The sequence below is a fragment of the Luteimonas sp. GW821-FHT14E02 genome (genome assembly GCF_058803905.1).
The window spans coordinates 352,453-375,840 of sequence record NZ_JBXAPK010000001.1; the positions used below are offsets into that span (position 1 = coordinate 352,453).

Here is a 23,388-nt window from a genome sequence, read left to right on the forward strand (position 1 = left end):
GCGGATCAGATCGAATCCCGCAATACGCGCCGGACGATCTCCGCACTGCTGTCGTCGTCGCGACTGACCATCGCGTAGTTGTAGCCGCCACGCGACCAATACTGCGCCAGCAGATCGCCGTCGCGCCGGTCCCCGCGCGGCAGCAGGCGATGCCGCGGCCCCGGCGGGCGAATGTAGAAGCTGATCGCCTCGCCTGTCGCGTTCTCGTAGACGATCAACGCGGCCGTGCCCTGCTCGGTCGCCAGCAGGCGCGCGCCGCTCTGGCGGAACCCGGAGGCGCGCAGGTCCGGCAGCCGCATCGGTTCGCGGAAGTTCGTATCCAGCCAGGCCTGCAGATCGCCGTTGGCGGCGGCGCGATCGGGACGCAAGTCATGGCGTGTCGCGAACAGCCGGTGCGCCGCGATCGCATCGCCCATCGGCACCGCCACTGAAGCCACCGCTGCCGGCTGCGTCCACCCGCGCATCTGCCACCCCATCAGCCCACCGATGCCGATGCTCAACAGCACCGAGGCGGCCATCGCGTAGCGCACGCGGCGCGCACGCGCCAGGCTCGCGCGCAGACGCGAGGGATCGAGTTCGGGCGCTGCGGACAGGGTTTCGCCCGCGAATGCCGCGCGCAGCTGTTGCGCGTCGCGTTGCCAGGCGCGCAGTTCGGCGGCGCGCTCGGGATGCTGGGCGAGCCACGCCTCGACCTCCGCGCGGCGCGCGCCCTCCAGCACGCCGTCGACGTAGGCATGCAGTTCGTATTCGGTCGGTGTCGTGCTCATCGGGGACGATTTGTCGGAGGAATGGCGGGGATCATTTCAACAGCCTCAGCGCGGGCGCCGGCGTTTCGCCCTCGCTGAGCCGTCGCAAGGCCTGGCGCGCGCGCGACAGCCGCGACATGACGGTGCCGATCGGAACTTCGAGCATCTCGGCTACGTCGCGATAGCTCAAACCTTCCACCGAAACCAGGATCAGCAGGCTGCGCTGTTCGACCGGCAATCGTTCCAGGGCATCCAGCGTGGAGCGCGCGAGATGCTCGCGCTCGACGGAAGGCTGGGTGTCGGTCGAGGTGCCCAGGGCCGCCAGCAGGCCGGCATCGCGTTTCGCGCGGCGCCGTCCGTCGAGGAAGCGGCGATAGACGATGGCGAACAGCCACGGCCGCAGCGCCTCCTCGTCGCGGCGGCTGTCCCAGCGCGTGATCGCGCGTTCCAGCGCGGCCTGGACCAGATCGTCAGCCGCGTGCGGATCGCGCGCGAGCCAGCGCGCATAGCGGCGCAAGGCGGGCAACTGTTCGCGCAGGCTGGTGTCGATGTCGGCGGCGGACATGGGAAAGCGGGCGGATTCGGGGCGTCGTCCCAGGGAAGACGTCGCCGCGCCGAGTTTATTCCGCGAGGGCGGGAATAAAGCCTGCCGCCGGTCGTCATCCAGGCATCGCCACCTCCGGATTCCCGCATGCCGCCAGAGACCGCCCATGAAACGCCCGCGCCGCCACGGCGCGATGGGCCACGCTGGGCCCTGATCGCACTCGCCGTCGCCGGCAGCGCCCTCGCCTTCGGTTACGTCGGCGGCTGGCTCGATCCCGGGAGGCTGACACCGCAACGGTTCGTCGACGGCCTGCAGACCAACGGCGGCCTGCATCCCGGATATCGCCGCAATCACGCCAAGGGCGTCTGCGTCACCGGATATTTCGACAGCAACGGCGCGGCTGCGGCGTACTCCAGGGCGGCATTGTTCGCGCCGGGGCGCACGCCCGTGGTCGGACGGTTCGCGATTCCCGGCGGCAATCCGCAGGCGCCCGACGACGGCGTGCCGATCCGCAGTTTCGCCCTGCGCTTTACCCAGGCCGACGGCCAGCAATGGCGCACCGGCATGAACAACACGCCGTTCTTCGCCGTCGCCACGCCACAGGCCTTCTACGAGCAGATGCTCGCCAGCCGGCCCGATCCGGCGACCGGCAAACCGGATCCCGCGAAGCAGGCCGCGTTCTTCGCCGCGCATCCGGAAAGCGCGCCCTTCCTCGCCTGGATGAAAAGCCACCGGCCCTCGGCGAGCTACGCGAGCGAAACCTATTACGGATTGAATGCGTTCTTTTTCATCGACGCCACCGGCACGCGCCATGCGGTGCGCTGGCGCGTGGTGCCCGACGGCACTCCGGCGCCGGAAGGCGCGACGGCACGCGACAGGAACGTACTCGACGACGAGCTCGTGCAACGTCTCGCCCAGGGGCCGCTGCGCTGGCACTTGCTGGTGACGCTGGCCGCACCCGGCGATCCCACCCATGATGCGACCCGCGCCTGGCCCGCCGATCGCCGCGACATCGATGCCGGCATCGTGACGCTGGAACGCAGCCAGCCGCAGGACCACGGCGAATGCCGGGACATCAACTTCGATCCGCTGGTCCTGCCCGAGGGCATCGCCGCTTCCGACGATCCGCTGCTGCCGGCGCGTTCGGCCGCGTATGCCGAGTCCTATCGCCGCCGCACGCTCGAAGAAGCGAAGGGCGCGGCAGCACAATCACAGGAGCCTCGTCGATGAGCCTGCCCTCCTCGAAACGATTCCCTTCGGATGTCTTCTCGTTGCCGGCGCGCGTGCTGCACTGGCTGATGGCGATCCTGATCCTGGCGATGGTGTTCATCGGCATCGGCATGGTCTCGACCGTGTCGGACAGGCACAACTGGCTGCTGAGCTTGCACAAGCCGCTCGGCATCACGATCCTCGCGTTGGCCTGCATCCGCCTCGTCTGGCGGTTGCGGCATCCGCCACCGCCGCTGCCTGGCGATCTGCCGCGCATGCAGCGGCTAGCCGCGATCGCATCGCACTGGCTGCTGTACGCGCTGATGTTCGCGCTGCCGCTGGTCGGCTGGATGATGCTCTCGGCCGGGGGTTATCCGGTGAGCCTGGGCGGAGGGTGGCAGCTGCCCGCGATCGCGCCCGTTAACGCCACCTGGTTCGCGGTGTTGCGCTGGTCGCACCGCGCGCTGGCCTATCTGTTGTTCAGCGTCTTCCTCCTGCACTTCGCCGCGGCGCTGTATCACGGCCTGATCCGCCGTGATGGCGTGCTGCGCAGCATGCTGTGGCGCAAGCGCATGGATGCGCCGCCTGCTGTAGCCGATGCGGTCGATGGGGAGATGTCGTAGGCAGGGCCGAGAAGCCGGCGGCGACGCTCACTCTTGCGATGAAGGGCGCGCCAGTACGTCAGGCGCATCGGTGACGGGCGTTTGGGCGCGCGCCAGCCAGCGACGGCGCAGTGCCCGGTCGCACGGCTCCGAATACCAGCGCGCGACCGCCACGCCGAGCACCCAGCACAGCAACAGCGCCGGCGGATACCACCAGAACCCGCCACGCATGTCGCCGCCGCTCAACCGGAACAAGCCGACCACGGCGAACACCACGAACATATGGGTGAGATACACCTCGTAGCTCAGACGCCCGAACGAACGCAGCCAACCCGTGCCGCGCGGTGCCGCTGCGAGGCCGCGCGATTGGCGCCAGTGCAATCCCATGATCAGACAGGCCGCGGAGCCGGTGAGCACCAGCATCGTGCCGTTGCCCAGCGGCTCCCACAGCACGCCGCCCCAGCCCAGCACGGCGATGCAGCCCGTCATACCGAGCGCGCACAGCAGCGTCGCCTCGCGCACGCTCGCGCGCCAGCGCCACACCGCCATCGCCGCGAGCACGCCGGTCGCGATCGCGGCCATGCCCGGCAGATAGGCTTTCTCCTGCCAGATCTCGTTGCCTTCCAGCGCCGCGCGCGTGACCGGCAATGACAACGCCAGCACGGCGAGCCCGACCGCCAGCCATCTGCCGCCGCGCAACAGCAGGCATGCGAGCGGAAATCCGAGATAAAACACTTCCTCGATCGACAGCGACCACAGCACATCCCAGCCGCCCGGCAGCCAGCCGGTGCGGCCTTCATACCAGTTGAGCGTCAGGCCGAGCGCCGACAGCAAGGCGCCGCCCAGCGATTGCGTGGGCTTGTCGATCACGTAATTCGGCACACCGATCAGGTGCATGACCGACAACACCGCCAGCAGGAGCAACAGGCACGGCACGATTCGCGCGACGCGTCGCAGGTAGAACGCGCGCATGTCGATCGCCGACAGACGGCCCCACCGCTGCAACGAATGCAGCGTGATCAGGAACCCGGAGATCACGAAGAACACGAAGACCGCTTCGTAGCCGTTGTAGCTGAGCGCGTTGAGCAGGCGCTTGGGCAGGAAGTCGATCAGCGCGGTCTCGCGCAAGGGAATGCGCAGGGCGATGTGGTGGACTACCACCAGCAGGATCGAGAGGCCGCGCAGCGCATCGATGCCCGCGTTGCGCGAACCGATGCCGCCTTCCCTGGACACGATGCGCTCCATGCGATCCTCCGGCCGTGTCCCCGATACCGATTATTTCTTCGGCGCGAAGATCGCGGTCAGATGATCGGCCTTGCCCTCGATGCGTTCCAGATGCGGATAACGCAGCCCGCCGCGATAGTCGATCGACACCGTGCGATAACGGTCGAAATCCTTCACCAGCAACTTGATCGGCGCGCCTGAGCTTTTGGCGGCCTTGATCGCGTCCTCCAGGTTCTCCTTGCTGTAGGCGCGATCGTCGACGGCGAGCAGGCTCATGCCGGCGCCGATGCCGGCGTTGAACGCGGGGCCATCCCAGCGCACATCGCTGAACTTGCCGTCCTTGCCGATGGTGAAACCGAGCGAGTAGAGGAAATCGTCGCTGCCGCGCGGCCCCTTGGCCTGCGCTTTCGCCGCCGCGTTCGGTGTGTCGGTGTACACCAGCTTCCAGCCGCTCGCTTCCAGTCCGCCGGTCAGCGGGCCATGACCGTCCAGGCGCGCGCGCAGGAAGCTCGCCCAGTCGTCCACGACCACATTCTTCAACGTGGCGACCACTTCCTCGAAGTCGTATGGCTTCGCCGTCCAGCTGCCGTTGTCGACGCCGAAGAAGGCGCGCGCGAAATCATCCAGCGATTTCCTGCCGTCGCTCTTCGCGCGCAGGCGCGCATCGACCTCGAGCCAGATCAGCTGGCCGGCCTGGTAGTAGTCCTCGCTCATCTGCCAGCCGCGATACGGCTTGGGGCGGCGCTGCGCGATGATCGGATCGTTGGTGGTGTCCTGCACGTCGCGCCAGTCCAGGCCGGGGCGATTGTCGGCGTAGGTGGCGGCGACCAGTGCCAGTTCGTCGCGCGACTGCGCCTGCGTGCGCAGGCCCGCGCGCGAGGCGAGCACGTTGCCCCAGTACTGGGTTTGCCCTTCGTAGACCCAGAGCAGGTCATCCTGCATCGGCACATTGAAGCTCGGCGTGAGCAGGCCCGTCGGACGACGGAACTTGCCGTTCCACGAATGCGTGAACTCGTGCGGCAGCAGATCGTCGGTGCCGACCTTCGGGTCCCAGTCCTTGAAATAGTCCACGCCCATGCCGTTCTCGCTGGAACGCTGATGCTCCAGGCCGTTGCCGGACATCTGGTCGGAGAGCGAGAACAGGAAGTCGTAGTGGTCGTAATGATGCGAGCCGAACAGCTTGTAGGCCTGCTGCACGAGATTGCGGTGCTGTGCCAGGTGCTCGGGCTTGGCTTCGAGATAGCGCGGATCGTCGGCGACCACGTTCAGGCGCACCGGCACCTTCGCGCCCGGATCAAGATCGAACGTCTTGGCGTGCCTGCCGGCGTAGACCGGGGAATCGACGAGGGTGTCGAAGTCGACCGGCTTGTAGCGCACGGTATCGCCCGCGCGCGTGTCGACATCGAGCGCGGTGAACGGCTGCCAGCCCGCGGGCACTTTCAGTGTCGGCACGATCGTGATCCTGCTGGCCGCGTGCCCGGCCGGATACAGCGCCACCATGTTCCATTGCAGGTTGAGCATCGCCGGCGTCATCACCACGCGGCCCTGCTCGCGATCGGTGGGCGTGATGTACTGCGCGGCGATCTCGATCTCGCTCACGCCCTGCGGGATGTCCACGTTGAAGGCGTACACGTCGAGCGGATCGCGCTTCCAGGCCAGGCGCTGGCTGTTGGCGGTGATCGTCAGGCCGGCGTACTTGTCCACCGAACCGTAGCCGGCGTGCCTGCCGGGCAGCCATTGCGGATACAGCAGCGTCAGCGGGCCAGGCTGCACCGGAATGCGCTGCCTGACGCGGAAGACGCGGTGCTGCAGATCGGTGGCGTCCACCTCCAGCGCGATGGTGCCGGGGTACGCGGTCTCCGCCGGCATCGTGTTGCGCTGCGCGTGCGCGAGGGGAATTGCAGCGGGAATGGCGGCGAATCCGAGCGCCAGCATGGCGGCGGCAAGCAGCGACGACGGACGATCGGACAACGGACGCGACATTCCAAACCCCTGCGCAAAACGGCGAACTTCTCATCGTAATCAAGCGATGCCATTTCACCCCCTGCCATTCGCCATGGCGCCGCCGCGGCCTTCCCCGGGGATCGCGGAATCTCCATTCCAGTCATTGGCCGCAGTCCTGCCATGAAACGCCATGACATGCCCGGCACGTCACGAATCGAGCATGCGATGGCGCAGGGCAGCATGCCCTCCTTGCGCGAGCACGCTACCCTGCGGGATTCCGCAGTTCCCGGGTACGCCGTTCCTTCATGACCGCCACCGCCACTGTCGAGCCGCAGGTCTTCGACACCGATCTCACTGCCCGCCTCGACCGTCTGCCCTGGGGCCGTTTCCATACCTTGCTGGTGCTCGCGCTCGGGATCACCTGGCTGCTTGACGGCCTGGAGGTGACGCTGGCCGGCGCCGTCGCGGGCGCGCTGAAGGAAAGCCCGGTCCTGCGCCTGAACAACGCCGACGTCGGCCTCGCTGGCGGCGCCTACATCGCCGGCGCCGTGCTGGGGGCGCTGTTCTTCGGCTGGCTCGCCGATCGCATAGGGCGGCGCAAACTCTTTTTCGTCACCCTCGCCGTCTATATCGCCGCCACGGCCGCCACAGCGTTCTCCTGGAATCTGTGGAGCTTCCTCCTGTTCCGCTTCCTCACCGGCGCCGGCATAGGCGGCGAATATTCGGCGATCAACTCCACGATCCAGGAATTCACGCCGCCGCGCTATCGCGGCTGGGTCGATCTCGCCATCAACGGCACGTTCTGGGTCGGTGCTGCGGTGGGCGGCGTGGGTGCCATTGTGCTGCTCGATCCGGGCCTGGTCGGCGGCGAACTCGGCTGGCGCCTGTGCTTCGGCATCGGCGCGGTGCTGGGCCTGGTGATCCTGCTGATGCGCTGGTGGATTCCGGAAAGCCCGCGCTGGCTGCTGATCCACGGCCACCATAAGGAAGCCACGGAGATCGTCGCCGACATCGAGTCGCGCTTCGAGCGCGAAGGCCATCGCCTCGCGCCGACCGAGCCGGGGACATCCCTGCGTCTGCGCAGCCGTCACCATACCTCGTTGCGCGAGGTGATCCAGGTGCTGTTCCAGCGCCACCGCCGGCGTTCGCTGGTGGGCATGGCCCTGCTCACCTCGCAGGCATTCTTCTACAACGCGATCTTCTTCACCTACGCGCTGGTCCTCACCGATTTCTACAGCGTGCCTTCCGCCAGTGTCGGCTGGTACATCCTGCCGTTCGCGCTCGGCAACTTCTGCGGGCCACTCTTGCTCGGTCCATTGTTTGACCGCTACGGCCGCCGCATCATGATCTCCTTCACCTACATCATGTCGGGCGTGCTGCTCACGATCTCGGGCTACCTGTTCCAGCAGAACGTGCTCGACGCCACCCAGCAGACCATCGCCTGGATGGTGATCTTCTTCTTCGCCTCCGCCGCCGCCAGTTCCGCCTACCTCACCGTCGCCGAAACCTTTCCGCTGGAAATCCGCGCGCTCGCGATCGCCGTGTTCTTCGCCTTCGGCACCGGGCTTGGCGGCATCAGCGGTCCGTTGCTGTTCGGCGAGCTGATCGAGACCGCCAGCCGCGACAACGTCTTCATCGGCTACCTGATCGGTGCGGCGTTGATGATCGGCGCAGGACTCGTGCAGGCGATCTGGGGCGTGGCGGCCGAGCGCCGCTCGCTGGAGATGGTGGCGCCGCCGCTGTCGCTAGTGGACGACGACCGGCGCGACTGACGCGCGGCGGGAGAAGCTCAGCCGGCTCTGTCCGCCAGATCCGCCATCCAGTCTCGTTTCCCGCGCCACCGACATGACATAGTCACCTCCCGAACGCATCGTCGTTCCCTCGCCGGGAGGTCGCCATGCAGCTCAAGCGCATCTACGACAACTGGGATCAGGTCCGCGCCGCCACCGGCACGCCCAGCAGCCGCAACCGCCGCGTCTGGCGCGACTACCTGCGCACGCGCCCGGCGATCGCGTACTGGGGCGATTCCTGGTTCAGCACGCCGCTGTACAAGAATCTGTACTGGAACAGCTTCTCCCGCATCGACGGCATCTCGCTGCGCCTGGGCGGACCGGGCCTGACCGCGTCCAAGATGTGTACGCCGGCGTTGTGCGCGAACTACGCCGAACGCCTGAAGTCGCGCGAGTTCGATCTCGTCTGCGTGAGCATCGGCGGCAACGACGGCATGGTGCCGCTGGCGAAACTGTTCGCGAACACCGGCCGCATGGATGCCGACGCGGCCTTCGATCGCCTGCTGGAGGCCGGCGTGTTCGAGGGCATCCTCGAACGCTACCGCATCCTGCTCTCGGCGCTCAGCGGCGTGGGCGGCGCCTTCCGCGTGGTCGGCCACGGCTACGCGCGCCTGCAGCGCATCGGCGATCCGGGCAAGGTCAGCATCAAGAACCTCGGCCTCGCCGCGCCGCTGATCGGCAACGTCGGCCCTTGGCTGTGGCCGCCGATGAAACCGGTGCTCGGCAACAAGACGGAAGCCAAGCGTTTCGCCGATCTGCTGCTCGTGCAGGGCTTCCGCGATCACGTGCTGGCGGCGGCCAAGCGCGAATTTCCTGCATTGTTCACCTTCGCCGACTTCAGCCAGGTGAGCGATGCCGACGATCCCGCGTTCTGGTACGACGAAATCCATCCCACCGAGACCGGCTTCGGCGTGCTCGCCACCGGCTACAACGCCATGATCCGCGCCGCGCTGCCTGCAGCGAAGCGCGCCGCCGTCCGATGACCTTCGCGAGATCGAGGCATCGTCTTTAACGCTTTTGATACACCGGGCGCGGCAGGCTGTCGCTCTCTTTTGGAGGACACCCTCATGTCGTTCCGCATGCTGCTCGCTTTGTCGATGGCCATGTCCCTGTCCGCCTGCGCGCACGATCAGGCCGGCGCTTCGGACACGAGTGCTTCATCACCACCCGCGGCCGCCGCGCCCGCCAATCCCGATGACGCCAACGCGCCCGGCGATTGCAACGCCAATGCCGTGCAGTCCTATGTCGGACAGGACGCCAGCGATGCCACGCTTGGCGCCATCCGCAGCGCCACCGGCGCCAAGCGCGATCGCGTGATCAAGCCCGGCGACGCGGTGACGATGGACTACAGCAGCGGCCGCCTGAACATCGAACTGGACGAGAAGGGCAAGATCGTCAGGATCGCCTGCGGCTGATCCAGCGCTGCCCGGCAACTGATAAGCGAGAGATCGACAAGCGAGAGGAACGATGCGCCGTTACGGTTGGCTGATCGCGGTGGTGGCCCTGATCGCGCTCTGGGCATGGTCGCAACGCGCGCCCGTACCTGCGCAGGCGCCCGCGACCACCCACGAGGAAGCACGCACGCCCACGCAATCGCTGCCCGGCGCGACGGAGACAAGCCGCGCGCCATCCACATCGAATGCATCGCCACCGGCATGGCTGCCCGAAGAAGCGATCGAAACCCTGCGACTGATCCGCGACGACGGTCCCTTCCCGCACCGCCAGGACGGCAGCACCTTCCAGAACCGCGAAGGCCGCCTGCCCCGGCAACCGCGCGGCTACTACCGCGAATACACCGTGGACACGCCCGGATCGGACGATCGCGGCGCGCGACGCATCGTCACCGGCGGCGATCCGCCGCAGGAATTCTTCTACACCGACGATCACTACCGCAGCTTCCGCCGCTTCACATCGGATGTTGCCGAACCGGAGGCCGCGCGGCGATGAGCACGCTCGAACTCGGCTCGCTGCTGTCCGATCCCGCGCAAAGCGGCGCGTACTTCGTCGACATCCGCGACCGCGAAGCGCTGGAGGAAGCCGCGCTCGGCCTCGATTTCGCCGTCGCCGTCATCGACTGCGCCGGCTGCTCCGACAAGGACGAGATCCTCGACCGCTTCGCCCAGGCATTGCGCTTTCCCGACTGGTTCGGCGCCAACTGGGATGCGCTGGAAGACTGTCTCGGCGATCTGTCGTGGTGGCCGGCCAAGGGTTACGTGCTTGTGCTCGATCACATCGCCGCGTGGCGCGGCGCGGAGCCCGAGGCGTTCGCCATCCTGCTCGAAATTCTCAACGATGCCACCGCAGGCTGGGCCGAAGCGGATGTTCCGTTCTGGGCGGTGATTCCGATGTCGGCCGAATCGTTGCCCGAGGTTCAATGAGCGTCGCGATGCGTCGCACAGCCTGAACGCTTGTGTACATCGAACCCGTTTGCATGAACCGATTGCGTCACGGATCGGCACAACATACGTTTTCATTCGCGAAAACTAACGCTTCTGCTACATCTGCATGTGGAGAATCGTGACCGTCGCAACGACCCATGACGAGGAGACATTGCATGAAAGGCATCCTGTTGCCGCTGGCCGCCGCCCTTGCGCTGACGCTGTCGGCCTGTTCCCCGAAGCCCGAATCGGCCACACCGGAAGCAACTCCGCCGGCGGATTCGACAGCGCCCGCCACTGATTCCGCAGCGCCGCCCGCTGACACCACGACGCCTCCGGCCGATGGCACCGCGCCACCGGCGGATACGACCACCCCGCCCGCGGACAGCACGACTCCGCCGGCCGACGGCTCCATGCCACCGGCGTCCGAACCGCCGAAGGATGATCAGCAGACCCCGCCGGCGGATCCGTCGTCACCGCCGAAGACCTGATCCAAACCTCTCTCCAGGGTTTCGGCTCTTGGCCCACCTCCTCACGGGGAGGTGGGTTTTTCTTTTCTGGAGGAGAAAGGCAGCGCCTGCACTCCGGTCCAATGCTCAGTGTTCGAACGACTGGCGCAGCTTGTTGTTGATCTGCCGAAACTGCATGACCATCTGGTCGCAAACATCCTTTTCCGGCTCAGAAGAATCCCGCGCTTAATCTTCTTTCTTGCCGCTCAGATCCACCGGCTCGCTCTTCCGCTCCGTCGACCAGCTCCCTGTTGCCTTGCGCTCGCAGTTGCTCGCAACCGGTTCACCGGGACGATCCGGCTGACTGACGCAGAGCGGATTCGCATCCACTGCCGCGCTGGTGTTTTCGTATTGCATCGTGCCGCAGCCGGCGATGGTCAGGACTAGACCGAGTACAAGTGCAAGGCGCATGTCGGTTCCCTCGTATCAATGTTCCGCCGATTCTGCACCCAAACCGGCGGCCCCGCTCAGGCTGGATCCGGATCCACGCTGGCGGACGCCGCGGCCGTTTTTGACCGCGCATATCGCCAGGCGACTCCGATCGCCAGCACCATCAGCAATGCCGCCGTCCAGAACGGCGCGCCCGGCAGGTGCACCGGCGTTGCCGGCTCGATGAACCAGGCGAAGATGCTCGTATAGAACATCGGCGCGAGGATACCGGCCAGACTGGCCAGGCTCGACAGCGCCCCCTGGATGCGGCCTTGCACGTTCGGTGCCACCTGCCGCGTGACCAGCGCCTGCGTCGCCGGCATGGCGAAGCCCCAGAAGGCCATGATCGGAACGCCGATCAGGAACAGCAACCCGGTGGGCGCCCATCCATAGATCGTGAAGCCGATGACGCCCGCGGAAAGCCCGACCAGCAACGCGCGCCGCTCTCCCCACGCCGCCACCGCGTGCTTCACCAATCCCGCCTGCACGATCACGCCGCAGATGCCCACGAGCGCCATCACGCTGCCGACCGCCTCCGGTCCCCAGTGGAAACGGTAGTCGGCGAACAGCACGAACACGCTCGGATAGACGTAGTGCGCCAGATTGATCAGGAACACCACCGTCACCAGTCCCCAGATCTGCGGATAGCCGCGCAGCAGTTGCAGCGAGCCGAACGGATTGGCGTGCTTCCAGTCGAACTTCGGCGAACGGTGTTCCGGTGCCAGCGACTCCGGCAGCACGAACCAGCCGTAGATGAAATTGCACAGCGCCAGGAATGCCGCGCCCCAGAACGGCCAGCGCAAATCGAAATGTCCCAGCCAGCCGCCCATCGCCGGACCGACCACGAAGCCCAGGCCAAACGCCGCGCCGATCATCCCGAACGCCTGCGCACGCTTCTCCGGCGGAGTGACGTCGGCGATATAGGCATTGGCGGTGGTGAAGCTGGCCGAGGTGATGGCCGAGACCACCCGCCCCACGAACAGCCATGGGAGTGAATTGGCCACGGCCATGAAGATGAAATCGACGCCCAGTCCCAAGCACGACAGCAGGATCACCGGACGCCGCCCGAAGCGATCCGAAAGCGCGCCCTGGATCGGCGCGCTCACGAACTGGATCAACGAAAACATCAGGCCGAACACGCCGGTCCAGTGCAGCGCGCTGATCGTGCTGCCGCCGGCGAACTGCTTCACCAGCTGCGGCAACACCGGAATGATCAACCCGAACGCCAGGATGTCGATTAGGACGGTGATGAAGATGAACACGATTGCGGCGCGACGCGCGCCCGGCGCTTGCAAGGAGGTGGTCACGACGAGTTCGCGGAGGACGAAAGAGCGCCAGTTTAGCGCGGGCGCTGTCTCAGGGACTGCGCCTCGCACTTGCTTTTCGGGTTCTGGCCAACGGCGCTTTCAACAGCGGGATGGCTCGTCATCCATGGCCGGGCGTTCGGAGCCGCAACGCCTCAGGGCGTTGATGACGCCCTTCGACCTTGAGGGCGTCCGCTGGCACGCGGCCTCAGCCTTCCTGGCCGCCTCGCAGGAAGCGCAGGAATTCCGAACGCGTCCGCGCATCCTCGCGGAAGGTACCGAGCATCTTCGACGTCACCATGCTCACGCCGCGCTTGTGGATGCCGCGCGTGGTCATGCACTCGTGCGTGGCCTCCACCACCACACCGACGCCGAGCGGATGCAGCACTTCCTGGATGCTCTGCGCGATCTGCGCCGTCATCTTCTCCTGCACCTGGAACCGCCGCGCATACGTCTCCACCACCCGCGCCAGCTTGCTGATGCCGACCACCTTGCCGTCCGGCAGATAGCCCACGTGCGCCCGCCCGATGATCGGCGCCATGTGGTGTTCACAATGACTCTCGAAGGAGATGTCGCGCAGCACGATCATTTCGTCGTACCCGGCCACTTCCTCGAACGTGCGCTCCAGATACTCGCGTGGATCGTCCTCGTATCCGCTGAACCAATCTCCATACGCGTCCACGACGCGCTTGGGCGTATCCAGCAATCCTTCCCGCTTCGGATCGTCACCGGCCCAGCGCAACAGCGTGCGCACCGCCTCTTCGGCCTGCGCCCGGTCGATGCCGTTGCGTTCGTCGTGGGAATTCGCCATGTTCGTCAACCATCTGCTCGTGCGAAGCCCGTCATGGTACTCCTCGTCCCGTGATTCGGGTAAATCGAACGCACTCGCGAGGATTCAGGTCTTTGCGAAGAAAAACAGAGGACCCATCCAGTCGGCGAGAAGCCTCGATCCCGGAAAGATCGCGAATCGATTTTCTATTCGACGATGGCTCGTCTTCTTCAGGCGGAACGAAGTCGATGTCTTGTGGCGCTTCTCAATGCCGTCCGTCGCGGCCCGAGGCATGCTCACTCAGAAGCGCTTCCTCGTCGAGATAGTGCCAGGCATCCAGCACGGCGCCGCGCGCCTCGGCCCAGAGCAGGCGCGACGCGCCCCTGCGGCCATTCCAGTCGCGGGCCAGCAAATGCTCGACATCGCTGAAGCGCCGACCGCGATAAGCGCCGCGCGCCGCATAGCCGTAACGATACGCGGGCGCGTAGTCGTTCCAGTCGCGCCCCGTGGAGTAATAGGCCGCATCGCGGAAATGATTGCGGAAGTGGGCCTCTTCCAGATCCGACAAGACAGACGGCACAGGGGCGGCATGCACCCTGAGAGGACGTTTCGTGACGTCGCGCGCGTCGATGTGATGTCGTTTGTAATGGCTCATGGGCATTTCGTCCCGTCCCTATTCCGGTCCTGTGCCTCCTTTAGCTTGGCGATGGAGGTTATCGATGCCACCGTCGGTCCGATGTGAAGCCAGAACCCTCGGCGGGCGCGGGGCTGTACGCCGGTATAACGCCTCTCGAAGGCGCCGAATCCGATCAGCTTCGTGAAGGATGTCTTCGCGCGAAAAACATTATTCGACGACGCTCGGCCGCCCGTTTCGGCACGCAAGTCACAAACGCGCGGACAACCCGGAAATGCGTTGCGCGCGACGGCCGAGCGCGGCGCGAATGACGGCCTCGCCAGCGCACAGATGCACGGCGTCACGGGCGCGCGTGAGCGCGGTGTAGAGCAGCTCGCGCGAAAGCGGGCGCACGTCGCGTCGCGGCAGCAGTAGCCAAACGGTATCGAATTCGGAGCCTTGCGCCTTGTGCACGGTCATCGCGAACGCGCCGCCATGCGCGGGCAAGGTCGAAGGATGGAAATGCCGCACTCCGCCCGCGCCATCGGCGAACCAGGCGAGCACATCGCCTTCCCCATCGCGCAGACAGACGCCGATGTCGCCGTTGAACAGCCCGTGCCGCGCGCTGTTCTCGGCGATCAGGAGCAGACGTCCGTGGAAGTACGGCGCGCGGTGACTACCGGCCAGCGCCTCCTCGATCCGCGCGTTCAAGGCAGCCGCTCCCTGCGGCCCCTCCCGCAACACCGCGAGAAGACGCTGCCGCCCAGCGAGCCGGAGCGCGGTCGCGGGGTCGGTGCAGGTCTGCAACTCGCGCCAGGGGGCGAGCAACCGTTCGCGCGTGGCGCCATGCAGGGGATCCAGCAGGCCAGGCTCGAAATGCACGCCAGAGAGCGCGCCGGACTGCAGCAGTTGCCAGGCGGTGTCCGCATCGCCCCGGCGAACGGCATCGGCCAGCGGTGCGAGTTCAAGCGTGCGCGACTGGCGATAGCTGCGGCGCAAATGCACGCGGCTGCCACGCAGGCTGGCCACGATGGCAGGCGACACCCGCTCGTCATCTCCATCCGGATGCAACAAGGCATCGACGATGGCGGCCAGCACGTCGCCCGCTTCCACCGAAGGCAGCTGATCACGATCGCCAAGCAGGATCAGCCGCGCGCCATCGCGCACGGCCTCGACGAGCTTGCACATCAACGGAAGATCGACCATCGAGGCCTCATCGACCACGACGACATCAAACGGCAACGGCAGATCCGGCCCATGCCGGAAGCGCGGGCTGTCGGGAATCGTGCCGAGCAGGCGATGCAGCGTGTGGGCCTGCTTCGGCAACGCATCGCACAACGCGGCATCGACACCGGGCAGCTCGCACAGGCCGGTGGAGATTTGCCGCAAACTCTCGGCCATGCGCTCAGCGGCCCGTCCCGTCGGCGCGGCGAGTGCGATGCGCAGGCCATCGCGATCATCCGCGCGTGCTTGCGCCAGCAGCAGCAAGAGCAGGCGGGCGATGGTCGCGGTCTTGCCGGTGCCGGGACCACCCGTGATCAGCAGCAACGGGCGCAGCAATGCCTGAAGCGCGGCCCGCGCCTGATCATCCTGTTCACTGGCATCCGGGAACAACGCGGCGAACAACGGCGCGATCGCTTCTCGATCGAAAGCCGTGACCGGCGCGGCCGCCAACCGCAGCAACCGTGCGGCGAGACGGCGTTCATACTCGCGATAGCGGCGCAGGTACAGCAATCCGTGTTCGAGCACGAGAGGTTTTGCAGGATCGGCGATCCCCCCGGCAGTCGGCTGCGAGACCCACGCCGATGCGCGCAACGCATCCCGCCACGTCGCGGCCTCCGGCCAATCGCCGGAGGCTTCGCCAAGCAGAAGCTGCGGATGCTCCGGATCGAAGGCGGCGTGCCCATGCGCGACGGCCAGCGAAGCCAGCACGGCCGCCACCAGCACGAGTTCGCCGGTCTCGGGCCGCAGGCGTTGCAGCGTATCAGCCAGGGCGAGATCGACCGCGCGCACGGCCTCATGTTTGCGCAGTTGCGACAGCACGCTCATGACGGCATGCTCATGGATCACCCGCCAGCAGCGCCTCGGCTGCATCGACGAGCGCCCGCGGCAACTCGGGGACGAATACTCCTCTGGCAGGCATCTGGTCGTCGAAGTCGTGCCGCGCATCGAGCCCGCGGCAGAAGACATAACGCGCGCCGCCGAAGTGGCGATCGAAGTCGTAGGCCGTGCCCAGCCGCAGACGCAGCCAGCGCTGCAAGGCGACGGCGTACAGCAAGGCCTGCAGGTCGTACTCGCTGGCCCGCATCCGCTCGGCCAGGGTCGCCTGGTCGTAGGACGGCAGCTGGTTCGATTTGTAGTCGAGCACGTAGACGCGCTCGCCGACGCGATAGGTCAGATCGAGCTTGCCGGTCATCAGGCCCGACAACTGCGGCCACGCGCCGAAGTCGTGACGATCCTGCAGCAAGCCGTGCGTCTGCAGCAGTCGCAACAGATCGCGGGTGGCGGCGCCGCGCAATCCGAAATGGAATTCCAGTTCGGACACGCGGGCTTCCGGCGCGAGATCGCAGAGCCGGACGCCCTCCGGCAATCGAACGTTGAGCGTGCGCGCGACCAGCGGCGCCAGCGCCTGCAGGCCGAGATCGAGATCGTCATCGCGATAGCGCTGGCTGCGCAGGGCCTCGAGCAGGATCTCGCGTTGCGACAAAGGGATGTCCTCGTCGCCATGATCGCGCCACGCGGAGAAATCGACGTGCTCCAGCGCATGATGCAAGGCATTGCCGAAACGCGTGCCACCCAGTCGCGGGTCCGTGCCAGGCTGCGTGACTCGCTCGTCGTCGGCGGGCGCCTCGTCGGCCAACGCCTGCGCGCCCTGCGATTTCTGCTGATGCAGCTGGCTGAAGCTGTGGATCCACCAGTCTCGCTGCAGGCGGCGCGTCGCGATGCGCGCCAGCGGTGCGCCTTCGGTGGGCGTTGGCGAAAGACGTCGAAGCAACATATCCGGCAAGCCTTCGCTCAGGAGCAGATCGCCGCCCAGCAACTCGCGCAGCACCGGCGATGGCGCCTCGCCCTGCAACAGACGCTGCAGCGCGGTGCCGGCATGCTCGGCGAGCGCGCCGCCGCACAGCCACAGCGCATCGCGCGCGCGGGTGAGGCCGACGTACAGCAGGCGCATGTCCTCGGCGCGATCCTCCTCGACATGACGCCGCACGGCTTCATCCCACGACGGCGCGCCGGGATAGGCCTGCTCAGTCTTCCACTGCCGCACGCGCTGGCCTTCATGCGGATAGACGGCCACCTTGAGATTGCGCTGCGGATCGCGGCCGATGCCGACGAAGGGCAGGAACACCAGCGGATATTCGAGTCCCTTGCTCTTGTGCAACGTGAGGATGTGAACGCGGCCGGCATCCGACTCCAGGCGCGGTTGCTGCGCTTCGTCGTCCGGCTCGGCGGTGGCGATGGCGCCACGCAGCCAGTCGAGCTGGCCCTGCGTGCCGAGCTTGCGGCTACCCGCTTCCTGCAGCAGTTCGCCAAGTTGCAGCAGATTGGTGACGCGGCGTTCGCCATCGGCTTCGGCCAGCAGGCGCACCGCATGTTCGGCGACGACCTGCGCGATCAAGGCTTGTGGCCCGTGTCGTTCCCAGCGCGTGCGCCAGTCCTCGAAACGTTGTTGCCAATCGCGCAGGAGACGAGAATCCTGATCGAGCGCATCGATATCGACTGCCGTGCACCCGAGCAGGCGCGTTGCCAGTGCCGCGCGCAGGCGGCGATCGTCGCGGCTCTCGCGCAGTGCCAGCAGCAGGGTCAGCAGTTCATCGGCTTCCTCGGTTTCGAACAGGCTGATGCGACCGCTGGCCACCGCCGGCACGCCGCGGCGTGCCAGGGCGCGGCGCACGGCATCGGCTTCGCGGTGCGTGCGGACCAGGACGGCGCAATCGCGTGGTTCGAGCGGACGCAAACCCAACGCGCCATCGCGGCGCAGCAAGCGGCCATCACGGGCAAACTGCAGCCGATCGCGGATCGCATCCGCGCACAGCGCCGCGGCGATGCGGATCGAATCTTCCTTGGCCCAGTCTTTCGCACGCGCATCCTCACGCGCCGGCACGGTGTGGAAAGCGAGTGCGGGCGCTGGTGCGTCGTCGAAGCGGAGATCGTCATCGCGCGCACGGCCTCCGGGCGCCACCGGTTCGAAGGCGATGCCCTCGCCCAGCGCATCGTCAGGCGCTTGCGCGAACATGGCTTCGATGGCGGCGAGCACACCAGGGCGCGAACGGAAGTTGCGCTGCAGCGACAGCGTGTTCTCGGCACTCGCACGCGCCTGCAGATACGTGTGCACGTCGCCGCCGCGGAACCGGTAGATCGCCTGCTTGGGATCGCCGACGAGCACGAGGCCGCCGCTGCCGAACAATGCCTCGAAGATTGCCCACTGCCGCGCATCGGTGTCCTGGAACTCATCCACCAGCACCAGCGGGAACTGCGCACGCAGCGCGGCCGCCAGCGGCGGGCCGATGCGCGGATCGACGGCGGCGGCGTGTACAGCGCTGATCAGATCGTCGTAATCGCGCACATTGAACGATGTCTTGTAAGCAGCATCGCGACGACGGGCCGCCTCGCGCAACGCATGCAGACGCTGCAGATCGCGAGCCTCCTGCCAGACGGAGAACGTCGCCTGCGCCTCGCAGAACGCCGCGATGCTTGCAAACAAGGAGGATTGCGGCGTCTTTCCCTGCCCTTTCTGGCTCGTCCCGGCCGACAGCGCCTGCGGCGTGTACTTGGCCAGCTTCTCGTGCAACTGCGCAGGTGGAAGGTCGGGAGGCTGCGCCAGGAACCAGCGCCACAGCGCATCGACGTGCGCGGGCTTGTACTGGCTGTTGTTGAGCGTCTTGTCCGTGATCGCAAGCTGCAGCATCTCGCGCACGGCCTCGCCGTCTGCGTCGAAAGCCGTGCGCAACGCCCACCAGCTTGCCGCGATCGCCGGCCGTGGATCGGCCGGGAGTGCCGCGAGTGCCGGCGGCAGCAGCGGTTCCGGCGCGAGCAGCGTATCGATGGCATCGGCCAGTCCGGCAAGATCACCGAAGCGACGGCGCAGGAACAAATCGTCCGAGAGCGCGGCCTCACTCTCTTGCTGCGAGAATTCGCGCCACAACTCCACTGCCAGCCGCGCGCGCGCCGCGGCGTCGCGGGCTTCGATCTCGGCGGCGAGCAAGGGTTGCGCGGTCTCGAGCGCATGCTCGGCGAGCACGCGCTGGCAGAAGCCATGGATGGTCGAGATGGCGGCAAGATCAAGATCGCGTGCCGCGCGCGCGAGGCGCCAGCGCAGCGACATCAGGGTTTCACCGCTTCCATCGTGCAATGCGTTGCGTAGCAGCCCGCGGAGCATGGCTGTCTCCGCATCGTCGTCCGTGCCGCCCTCTTCCTGCCAGTTCGCCGCCAATGCTTCGGCGCGTTCCAGCCGCTGGCGCACGCGCGCGTGCAGCTCCTGCGTGGCGGCGACGGTGTACGTGACGGCAAGGATCTGCGGCACGCGCAGGCGCCGCTCGATCACGGCACGCACGAACAGTCCGGCCAGTGCATAGGTCTTGCCGGTGCCGGCGCTGGCCTCGATCAGGCTGCGTTCGTCCAGGCTCGTGTCGAAGACGACGTCGCCGCCCGGAATCGCGGCTCCGCTCACGGCAGTGCCTCCACGCCGGTGCTGTCGCTTTCGATCAGCGCGGTGAAGATCGCTCGCGAGGCATCGGCGAAGCGGCCGCGCATCTCGATATTGCCATCAAGGAACGGATCGCAGCCGCGCAAGGCCAGCCGCGTCGCCGCATCGGCCTCGCCCGGCAATCCGAAATCGTTGCCCAGCCATTGCGCGCGTGCGGCGCGCAGGCCGACATCCTCATCACCGGCTTGGTAGAACGCATAGCCGCTCTTGGGCAGGAACGGCAGCGGCGCGCGCAACAGGCGGCGGCGCAGCGCCAGCAGTGACTGCAATGCCCGCATCGCGTCTTCGGGTTCCGGCATTGGAATCTGTTCGATGCGCGGCGAACCACCCTTGCCGTCGACGGACAGCTCGAATACCGGCACAGGCTCGTTCAATGTGGCGGCGACCAATGCATCAAGGCGATGTCGCAGGACATGGCCGCCATGCAATCCGCCTGGATTCAACGCGACGCGCAGGAATCCTTGCCGATAGCGGCCCCACAATCCGCCGCCGAAGCGCGCGCGTGGCATCGCGCTCCCGAAATCGAACACCGTTTGCGCGAAGCTGATTGGATCGCCTTCACCCTGGAATCCCACCGACAGCGCGGCCTCGGCGAAGGGTCGCACTTCGGCGATCACCATCGCCAACGTGGCGAGACCGTCGGCACCGGGCGCCAGTTGCGCGCGTGCGAGCAGGTGCGTGTGCAACTGTCGCGGATCCGGCGCCGACCCCGTCTCCAGCCATCGCTCGAAGATGCTCTGACGCAAGGCGTGGCGCTGCAGCGCATCAGGCATGCCGAGCGGTTCGTGCTCGGCGAGCGGCGGCGTGTCTTCGGGCAGGCGAAGACCGAGACCTTCGCGCAAGTACACCGCCTGCGGTCTGCTCAGCGACCGGCGCAGTTGTTCCAGCGTGACGACTTCGTCGATCTCACTGTCCTCTCCCGCCTGCGCACGCGGCGGCAGCGCCATCGCGAAGACCGGCGTTTCGACAGGCACCTCCTGCATGAGCGCGTTTTCAGGAATCGCCTCACGCCAGCGCGCATCGAAACTGAAGCGTCGCGGATCACCCTCGCCTTCATCGACATGCGCCGCGCCGAAGGCCGCCGGAGAAAATGGCTGCAAGGCATGCCGCACCACCAAGTCGTGCTTAATCGCGTCGGCATCGCCGCTGTGATAGCGCGCGGCGACGTCGAGCAGTTCTGACACCAGCATCGAGGGCTCGCGCACGCTGCCATCGCGCGCATCGAAACCCACCCAGCTGAGATAGAGCACGCGCCCGGCGGAATTGAACAGCTGCAGGAACAGATAACGATCCGCGTCGCGCCGCGAGGGATCGCCGATGCGGCGCTGCGGCGTGTCCAGCGCCTGCTGGATGCGATTGAGCGGATCACGCGTTTCACGCGCGGGGAACGCGCCGTCGTCGAGGCCAAGCAGGCAGATCACGCGGAAGGGAATCAGCCGCATCGGCACCATGCGGCCGAAGCAGACACCGCCGGAGAGAAACGGCGCGCGCGCATCGGCCGCGTGCAGGTCAGCGAGCAACTGATCGCGCAGCAGCGCATGTTCGACCGGCGCATCGAAACCGGCATCGGACGCGCCGTCGGCGAAGGCGGCCACGGCCTGGCGCAGGCGCTCCAGCGTGCGTCGGTCGCCCGCGTCGTCGGGCTCGGCGCCGAAAGCGGCATCGAGCAGATGATCGAGCCGCATCGCCCACTCGCCCGGCGCATGCGGGCCGGTCAGCGCGGATGCCGTTTCGCGCAGCAGCGCGACGAAGCGCAGGCAGCCATCGAGTGCCCGCGTTGACTGTCCTTCGAGTTCGGGCCAGGGCGCCACGCCGGCGATGTCTTCCTCCGCATCGGCGGCGTAACCGAGCAAGAGCCGGTCGAGCGCGAATTGCAGGGTGTAGACATCATCATTCAAGGCGCCAGCGCGCATGCGATCGGCACCATCGAGTCCCCAGCGTGCGCCGGCCGTTTCCAGCCAGGCTTGCAAGCTGGCGCGCGCGCCATCGTCGAGATCGAAGCGGCGCGCGATCGCCGGCACCGCGAGCAGATCGAGGAATTCGGTCAGGCGCAGCGGCCGCAGCGGCAGATCGAGCAGGCGCAGGAATGCGTCCGCCAGCGGTTCGCCGGCCAGCGGGCTGGTATCGGCGATGGTGTAGGGAATCTCGCGCGACGTGCCGAGCGCGCCACCGAACACGGCTTCGATGTGGGGGGCGTAGGCGTCGATGTCGGGGGCGAGCACGGCGATGTCGCGCGGGTCCAGGCGCGGCGCATCGTCGCTGCCCGGCGTTTCCAGCAGCGCGCGCAGCTGATCGTGCAGAACCTGCACCTCGCGAAGACGCGTATGACAGGCATGGAATTGCAGGCTGGTGTCGGAACGATCGACGCGCGCGCGCGGCCATGCGCGGTCGGCGCTCTCGACCAGTGTGCTCTCGATCAGCGGGGCGCGATTGTCGAGGACATCGGCCTGCAGACGTCCCAGCAACGTCGCGCGCGGCGGCTCGACGAACGCCTGTGCTTCGTAGTGCGCCCGCACCGCTTCGCCGCCACCGAGCGCGGCGATGAAATCGCGTTCGGCCTGCCCCCACGCGGCCAGCAGGGGGTTACGGCGGTCGAGGTTGTCGTGATCGAAGCCGAAAAGATCGTCGAACAAGCCTTCATGGTTTCCGACAGGCGGGTCGATCTCGGCCGGCACATACGTGCGCGCCCAGCGCGCGAGATCCCCCCAGTAGGCGCGGCTGGGCGTGTGCAGGAAGAAATCCTGTTCGCCGGCGCGCGCCTGGCTCGCGATCACTTGCAGCACATCCGGCGAGACGTTCTGGCAGGCGAAGACGAACAGCCGTGGCGGCAGTTGCCCTGGCATGGCAACGCTTTCGGCGCCGAAATGTTGCAGGTAATCGCCGATGCGGCGCGCACGATGCGCACGCCCGCGCGCGATGCGGCGCCACAGCTGCGCCTGCGCGTCCTCCGGTTCGGCGCCGGCTTCCCAGCGCAGCAGCAGATCGCGGCGCCAGGCCTGGTATTTCTCGAACGTCTCGGACAGGGCGCAGGCCAGTGACCACGCCTTGCGTTCGCCGGCACCGTCGGCGTTGGCGACGAAGCGCGCGTAATCGGCGGGCGGCCGCATGCGCAGTTCGCGCAACAGATGCCAGCGCAGCGCTTCCGGCCGCAGGCGATCGGCGGGCGCGGCGGCGCCGAGGTTGGCGTCCAGCGCCATGTCGACGAATTCGCCCGGCGTGAGGAAGCGCACGTTGGCGCAGATGCCGATGCGCTCGGCCAGGAATTGCTGCAACCAGCGCCGCATCGAATACTGCGGCACCAATACCGTTTCAGGTCGCAGCCAGTCGCCGTCGGAGGGCGGCGCACGCAGGCGCTCGGCCAACACCGCGGCCAGCACGTCGAGCGCGTTGGAGTGGATCAGGCGGAAGCCGCTGCGTTGGCCGCGCTGTTCGGGCATCGCGGCATGATGCCGGAGACGGGTCGCGCGAAGCGAGAAGTTCCGATGCGTCGTCGAGCGTTGATGCGGCGCCGGAGCGGGCAGCCTCTGGCACGGCCTGCACCGACCGCCTTCTCGCGAAACCGCTCATAAATTGCCCGTAAAACCTGCGAATCACGGGTTGCCCCTCCCGGCGCACGCGCT

19 protein-coding genes are annotated in these 23,388 nt (G+C 67.1%); 8 read left to right on the forward strand and 11 right to left on the reverse strand.

What is annotated here, in order from left to right; genetic code table 11:
* Positions 1-5: 5 nt before the first annotated feature.
* Positions 6-767 carry an anti-sigma factor family protein gene (locus tag AC1RNP_RS01470; RefSeq protein WP_493049438.1) on the reverse strand — a complete coding sequence of 254 codons (762 nt, stop codon included), beginning with the start codon at positions 765-767 and terminating at the stop codon, positions 6-8.
* Between the two features lie 31 nt (positions 768-798).
* Positions 799-1,311 carry an RNA polymerase sigma factor gene (locus AC1RNP_RS01475; protein WP_493049439.1) on the reverse strand — a complete coding sequence of 171 codons (513 nt, stop codon included), beginning with the start codon at positions 1,309-1,311 and terminating at the stop codon, positions 799-801.
* A gap of 126 nt (positions 1,312-1,437) precedes the next feature.
* Here AC1RNP_RS01475 and AC1RNP_RS01480 point away from each other — a divergent pair, with 126 nt between their 5' ends.
* Positions 1,438-2,520, forward strand: a complete 1,083-nt coding sequence (locus AC1RNP_RS01480) for a catalase family peroxidase (RefSeq protein WP_493049440.1) — start codon at positions 1,438-1,440, stop codon at positions 2,518-2,520.
* Positions 2,517-3,122, forward strand: coding sequence for a cytochrome b (locus AC1RNP_RS01485; RefSeq protein ID WP_493049441.1), 606 nt, complete (start codon positions 2,517-2,519; stop codon positions 3,120-3,122). Before AC1RNP_RS01480 ends, AC1RNP_RS01485 begins: the two co-directional genes overlap by 4 nt.
* 27 nt (positions 3,123-3,149) lie before the next feature.
* Here AC1RNP_RS01485 and AC1RNP_RS01490 read toward each other — a convergent pair whose 3' ends face one another.
* Positions 3,150-4,346: an acyltransferase family protein gene (locus AC1RNP_RS01490; protein ID WP_493049442.1), complete on the reverse strand. Its 1,197-nt coding sequence runs from the start codon at positions 4,344-4,346 to the stop codon at positions 3,150-3,152.
* A gap of 30 nt (positions 4,347-4,376) precedes the next feature.
* Positions 4,377-6,308, reverse strand: a complete 1,932-nt coding sequence (locus AC1RNP_RS01495) for a M61 family metallopeptidase (RefSeq protein WP_493049443.1) — start codon at positions 6,306-6,308, stop codon at positions 4,377-4,379.
* A gap of 266 nt (positions 6,309-6,574) precedes the next feature.
* Between AC1RNP_RS01495 and AC1RNP_RS01500 the strand changes: the two genes are divergently transcribed.
* From AC1RNP_RS01500 to AC1RNP_RS01525, 6 genes are all read left to right on the forward strand, one after another.
* Positions 6,575-8,041, forward strand: a complete 1,467-nt coding sequence (locus AC1RNP_RS01500) for an MFS transporter (RefSeq protein WP_493049444.1) — start codon at positions 6,575-6,577, stop codon at positions 8,039-8,041.
* A gap of 125 nt (positions 8,042-8,166) precedes the next feature.
* On the forward strand, positions 8,167-9,042 hold the full coding sequence (locus AC1RNP_RS01505; RefSeq protein ID WP_493049445.1) for an SGNH/GDSL hydrolase family protein: 876 nt from the start codon (positions 8,167-8,169) through the stop codon (positions 9,040-9,042).
* Between the two features lie 84 nt (positions 9,043-9,126).
* Positions 9,127-9,474: an I78 family peptidase inhibitor gene (locus AC1RNP_RS01510; protein ID WP_493049446.1), complete on the forward strand. Its 348-nt coding sequence runs from the start codon at positions 9,127-9,129 to the stop codon at positions 9,472-9,474.
* A gap of 52 nt (positions 9,475-9,526) precedes the next feature.
* Positions 9,527-10,006 carry a guanyl-specific ribonuclease gene (locus AC1RNP_RS01515; RefSeq protein WP_493049447.1) on the forward strand — a complete coding sequence of 160 codons (480 nt, stop codon included), beginning with the start codon at positions 9,527-9,529 and terminating at the stop codon, positions 10,004-10,006.
* On the forward strand, positions 10,003-10,437 hold the full coding sequence (locus tag AC1RNP_RS01520) for a barstar family protein (RefSeq protein WP_493049448.1): 435 nt from the start codon (positions 10,003-10,005) through the stop codon (positions 10,435-10,437). The genes AC1RNP_RS01515 and AC1RNP_RS01520 overlap by 4 nt, the downstream gene beginning before the upstream one ends.
* Positions 10,438-10,613: 176 nt before the next feature.
* Positions 10,614-10,928 carry a hypothetical protein gene (locus tag AC1RNP_RS01525; protein ID WP_493049449.1) on the forward strand — a complete coding sequence of 105 codons (315 nt, stop codon included), beginning with the start codon at positions 10,614-10,616 and terminating at the stop codon, positions 10,926-10,928.
* A gap of 204 nt (positions 10,929-11,132) precedes the next feature.
* On the opposite strand, the gene AC1RNP_RS01530 is transcribed toward AC1RNP_RS01525, so the two are convergent.
* From AC1RNP_RS01530 to recC, 7 genes are all read right to left on the reverse strand, one after another.
* Positions 11,133-11,357, reverse strand: a complete 225-nt coding sequence (locus tag AC1RNP_RS01530) for a hypothetical protein (protein WP_493049450.1) — start codon at positions 11,355-11,357, stop codon at positions 11,133-11,135.
* Between the two features lie 56 nt (positions 11,358-11,413).
* Positions 11,414-12,682: a TCR/Tet family MFS transporter gene (locus AC1RNP_RS01535; protein ID WP_493049451.1), complete on the reverse strand. Its 1,269-nt coding sequence runs from the start codon at positions 12,680-12,682 to the stop codon at positions 11,414-11,416.
* A gap of 205 nt (positions 12,683-12,887) precedes the next feature.
* On the reverse strand, positions 12,888-13,490 hold the full coding sequence (gene folE / locus AC1RNP_RS01540) for a GTP cyclohydrolase I FolE (RefSeq protein WP_493049453.1): 603 nt from the start codon (positions 13,488-13,490) through the stop codon (positions 12,888-12,890).
* Between the two features lie 223 nt (positions 13,491-13,713).
* Positions 13,714-14,103: a hypothetical protein gene (locus AC1RNP_RS01545; protein ID WP_493049454.1), complete on the reverse strand. Its 390-nt coding sequence runs from the start codon at positions 14,101-14,103 to the stop codon at positions 13,714-13,716.
* A 228-nt stretch (positions 14,104-14,331) separates the two neighbouring features.
* Positions 14,332-16,110, reverse strand: a complete 1,779-nt coding sequence (gene recD / locus AC1RNP_RS01550; protein ID WP_493049455.1) for an exodeoxyribonuclease V subunit alpha — start codon at positions 16,108-16,110, stop codon at positions 14,332-14,334.
* Positions 16,111-16,120: 10 nt separating this feature from the next.
* The gene (locus tag AC1RNP_RS01555; RefSeq protein WP_493049456.1) at positions 16,121-19,732 is read right to left on the reverse strand and encodes a UvrD-helicase domain-containing protein; all 3,612 of its coding nucleotides are present in this window, start codon (positions 19,730-19,732) and stop codon (positions 16,121-16,123) included.
* Positions 19,729-23,205 carry an exodeoxyribonuclease V subunit gamma gene (gene recC / locus AC1RNP_RS01560; RefSeq protein WP_493049457.1) on the reverse strand — a complete coding sequence of 1,159 codons (3,477 nt, stop codon included), beginning with the start codon at positions 23,203-23,205 and terminating at the stop codon, positions 19,729-19,731. The genes AC1RNP_RS01555 and recC overlap by 4 nt, the downstream gene beginning before the upstream one ends.
* Positions 23,206-23,388: the final 183 nt, after the last annotated feature.

Bases quoted from the DNA above. Each gene is read 5' to 3' on its own strand.
- AC1RNP_RS01470 (WP_493049438.1), bottom strand. From the start codon at position 767: ATGAGCACGACACCGACCGAATACGAACTGCATGCCTACGTCGACGGC.
- AC1RNP_RS01475 (WP_493049439.1), bottom strand. From the start codon at position 1,311: ATGTCCGCCGCCGACATCGACACCAGCCTGCGCGAACAGTTGCCCGCC.
- AC1RNP_RS01480 (WP_493049440.1), top strand. From the start codon at position 1,438: ATGCCGCCAGAGACCGCCCATGAAACGCCCGCGCCGCCACGGCGCGAT.
- AC1RNP_RS01485 (WP_493049441.1), top strand. From the start codon at position 2,517: ATGAGCCTGCCCTCCTCGAAACGATTCCCTTCGGATGTCTTCTCGTTG.
- AC1RNP_RS01490 (WP_493049442.1), bottom strand. From the start codon at position 4,346: ATGGAGCGCATCGTGTCCAGGGAAGGCGGCATCGGTTCGCGCAACGCG.
- AC1RNP_RS01495 (WP_493049443.1), bottom strand. From the start codon at position 6,308: ATGTCGCGTCCGTTGTCCGATCGTCCGTCGTCGCTGCTTGCCGCCGCC.
- AC1RNP_RS01500 (WP_493049444.1), top strand. From the start codon at position 6,575: ATGACCGCCACCGCCACTGTCGAGCCGCAGGTCTTCGACACCGATCTC.
- AC1RNP_RS01505 (WP_493049445.1), top strand. From the start codon at position 8,167: ATGCAGCTCAAGCGCATCTACGACAACTGGGATCAGGTCCGCGCCGCC.
- AC1RNP_RS01510 (WP_493049446.1), top strand. From the start codon at position 9,127: ATGTCGTTCCGCATGCTGCTCGCTTTGTCGATGGCCATGTCCCTGTCC.
- AC1RNP_RS01515 (WP_493049447.1), top strand. From the start codon at position 9,527: ATGCGCCGTTACGGTTGGCTGATCGCGGTGGTGGCCCTGATCGCGCTC.
- AC1RNP_RS01520 (WP_493049448.1), top strand. From the start codon at position 10,003: ATGAGCACGCTCGAACTCGGCTCGCTGCTGTCCGATCCCGCGCAAAGC.
- AC1RNP_RS01525 (WP_493049449.1), top strand. From the start codon at position 10,614: ATGAAAGGCATCCTGTTGCCGCTGGCCGCCGCCCTTGCGCTGACGCTG.
- AC1RNP_RS01530 (WP_493049450.1), bottom strand. From the start codon at position 11,357: ATGCGCCTTGCACTTGTACTCGGTCTAGTCCTGACCATCGCCGGCTGC.
- folE (WP_493049453.1), bottom strand. From the start codon at position 13,490: ATGGCGAATTCCCACGACGAACGCAACGGCATCGACCGGGCGCAGGCC.
- AC1RNP_RS01545 (WP_493049454.1), bottom strand. From the start codon at position 14,103: ATGAGCCATTACAAACGACATCACATCGACGCGCGCGACGTCACGAAA.
- recD (WP_493049455.1), bottom strand. From the start codon at position 16,110: ATGAGCGTGCTGTCGCAACTGCGCAAACATGAGGCCGTGCGCGCGGTC.
- recC (WP_493049457.1), bottom strand. From the start codon at position 23,205: ATGCCCGAACAGCGCGGCCAACGCAGCGGCTTCCGCCTGATCCACTCC.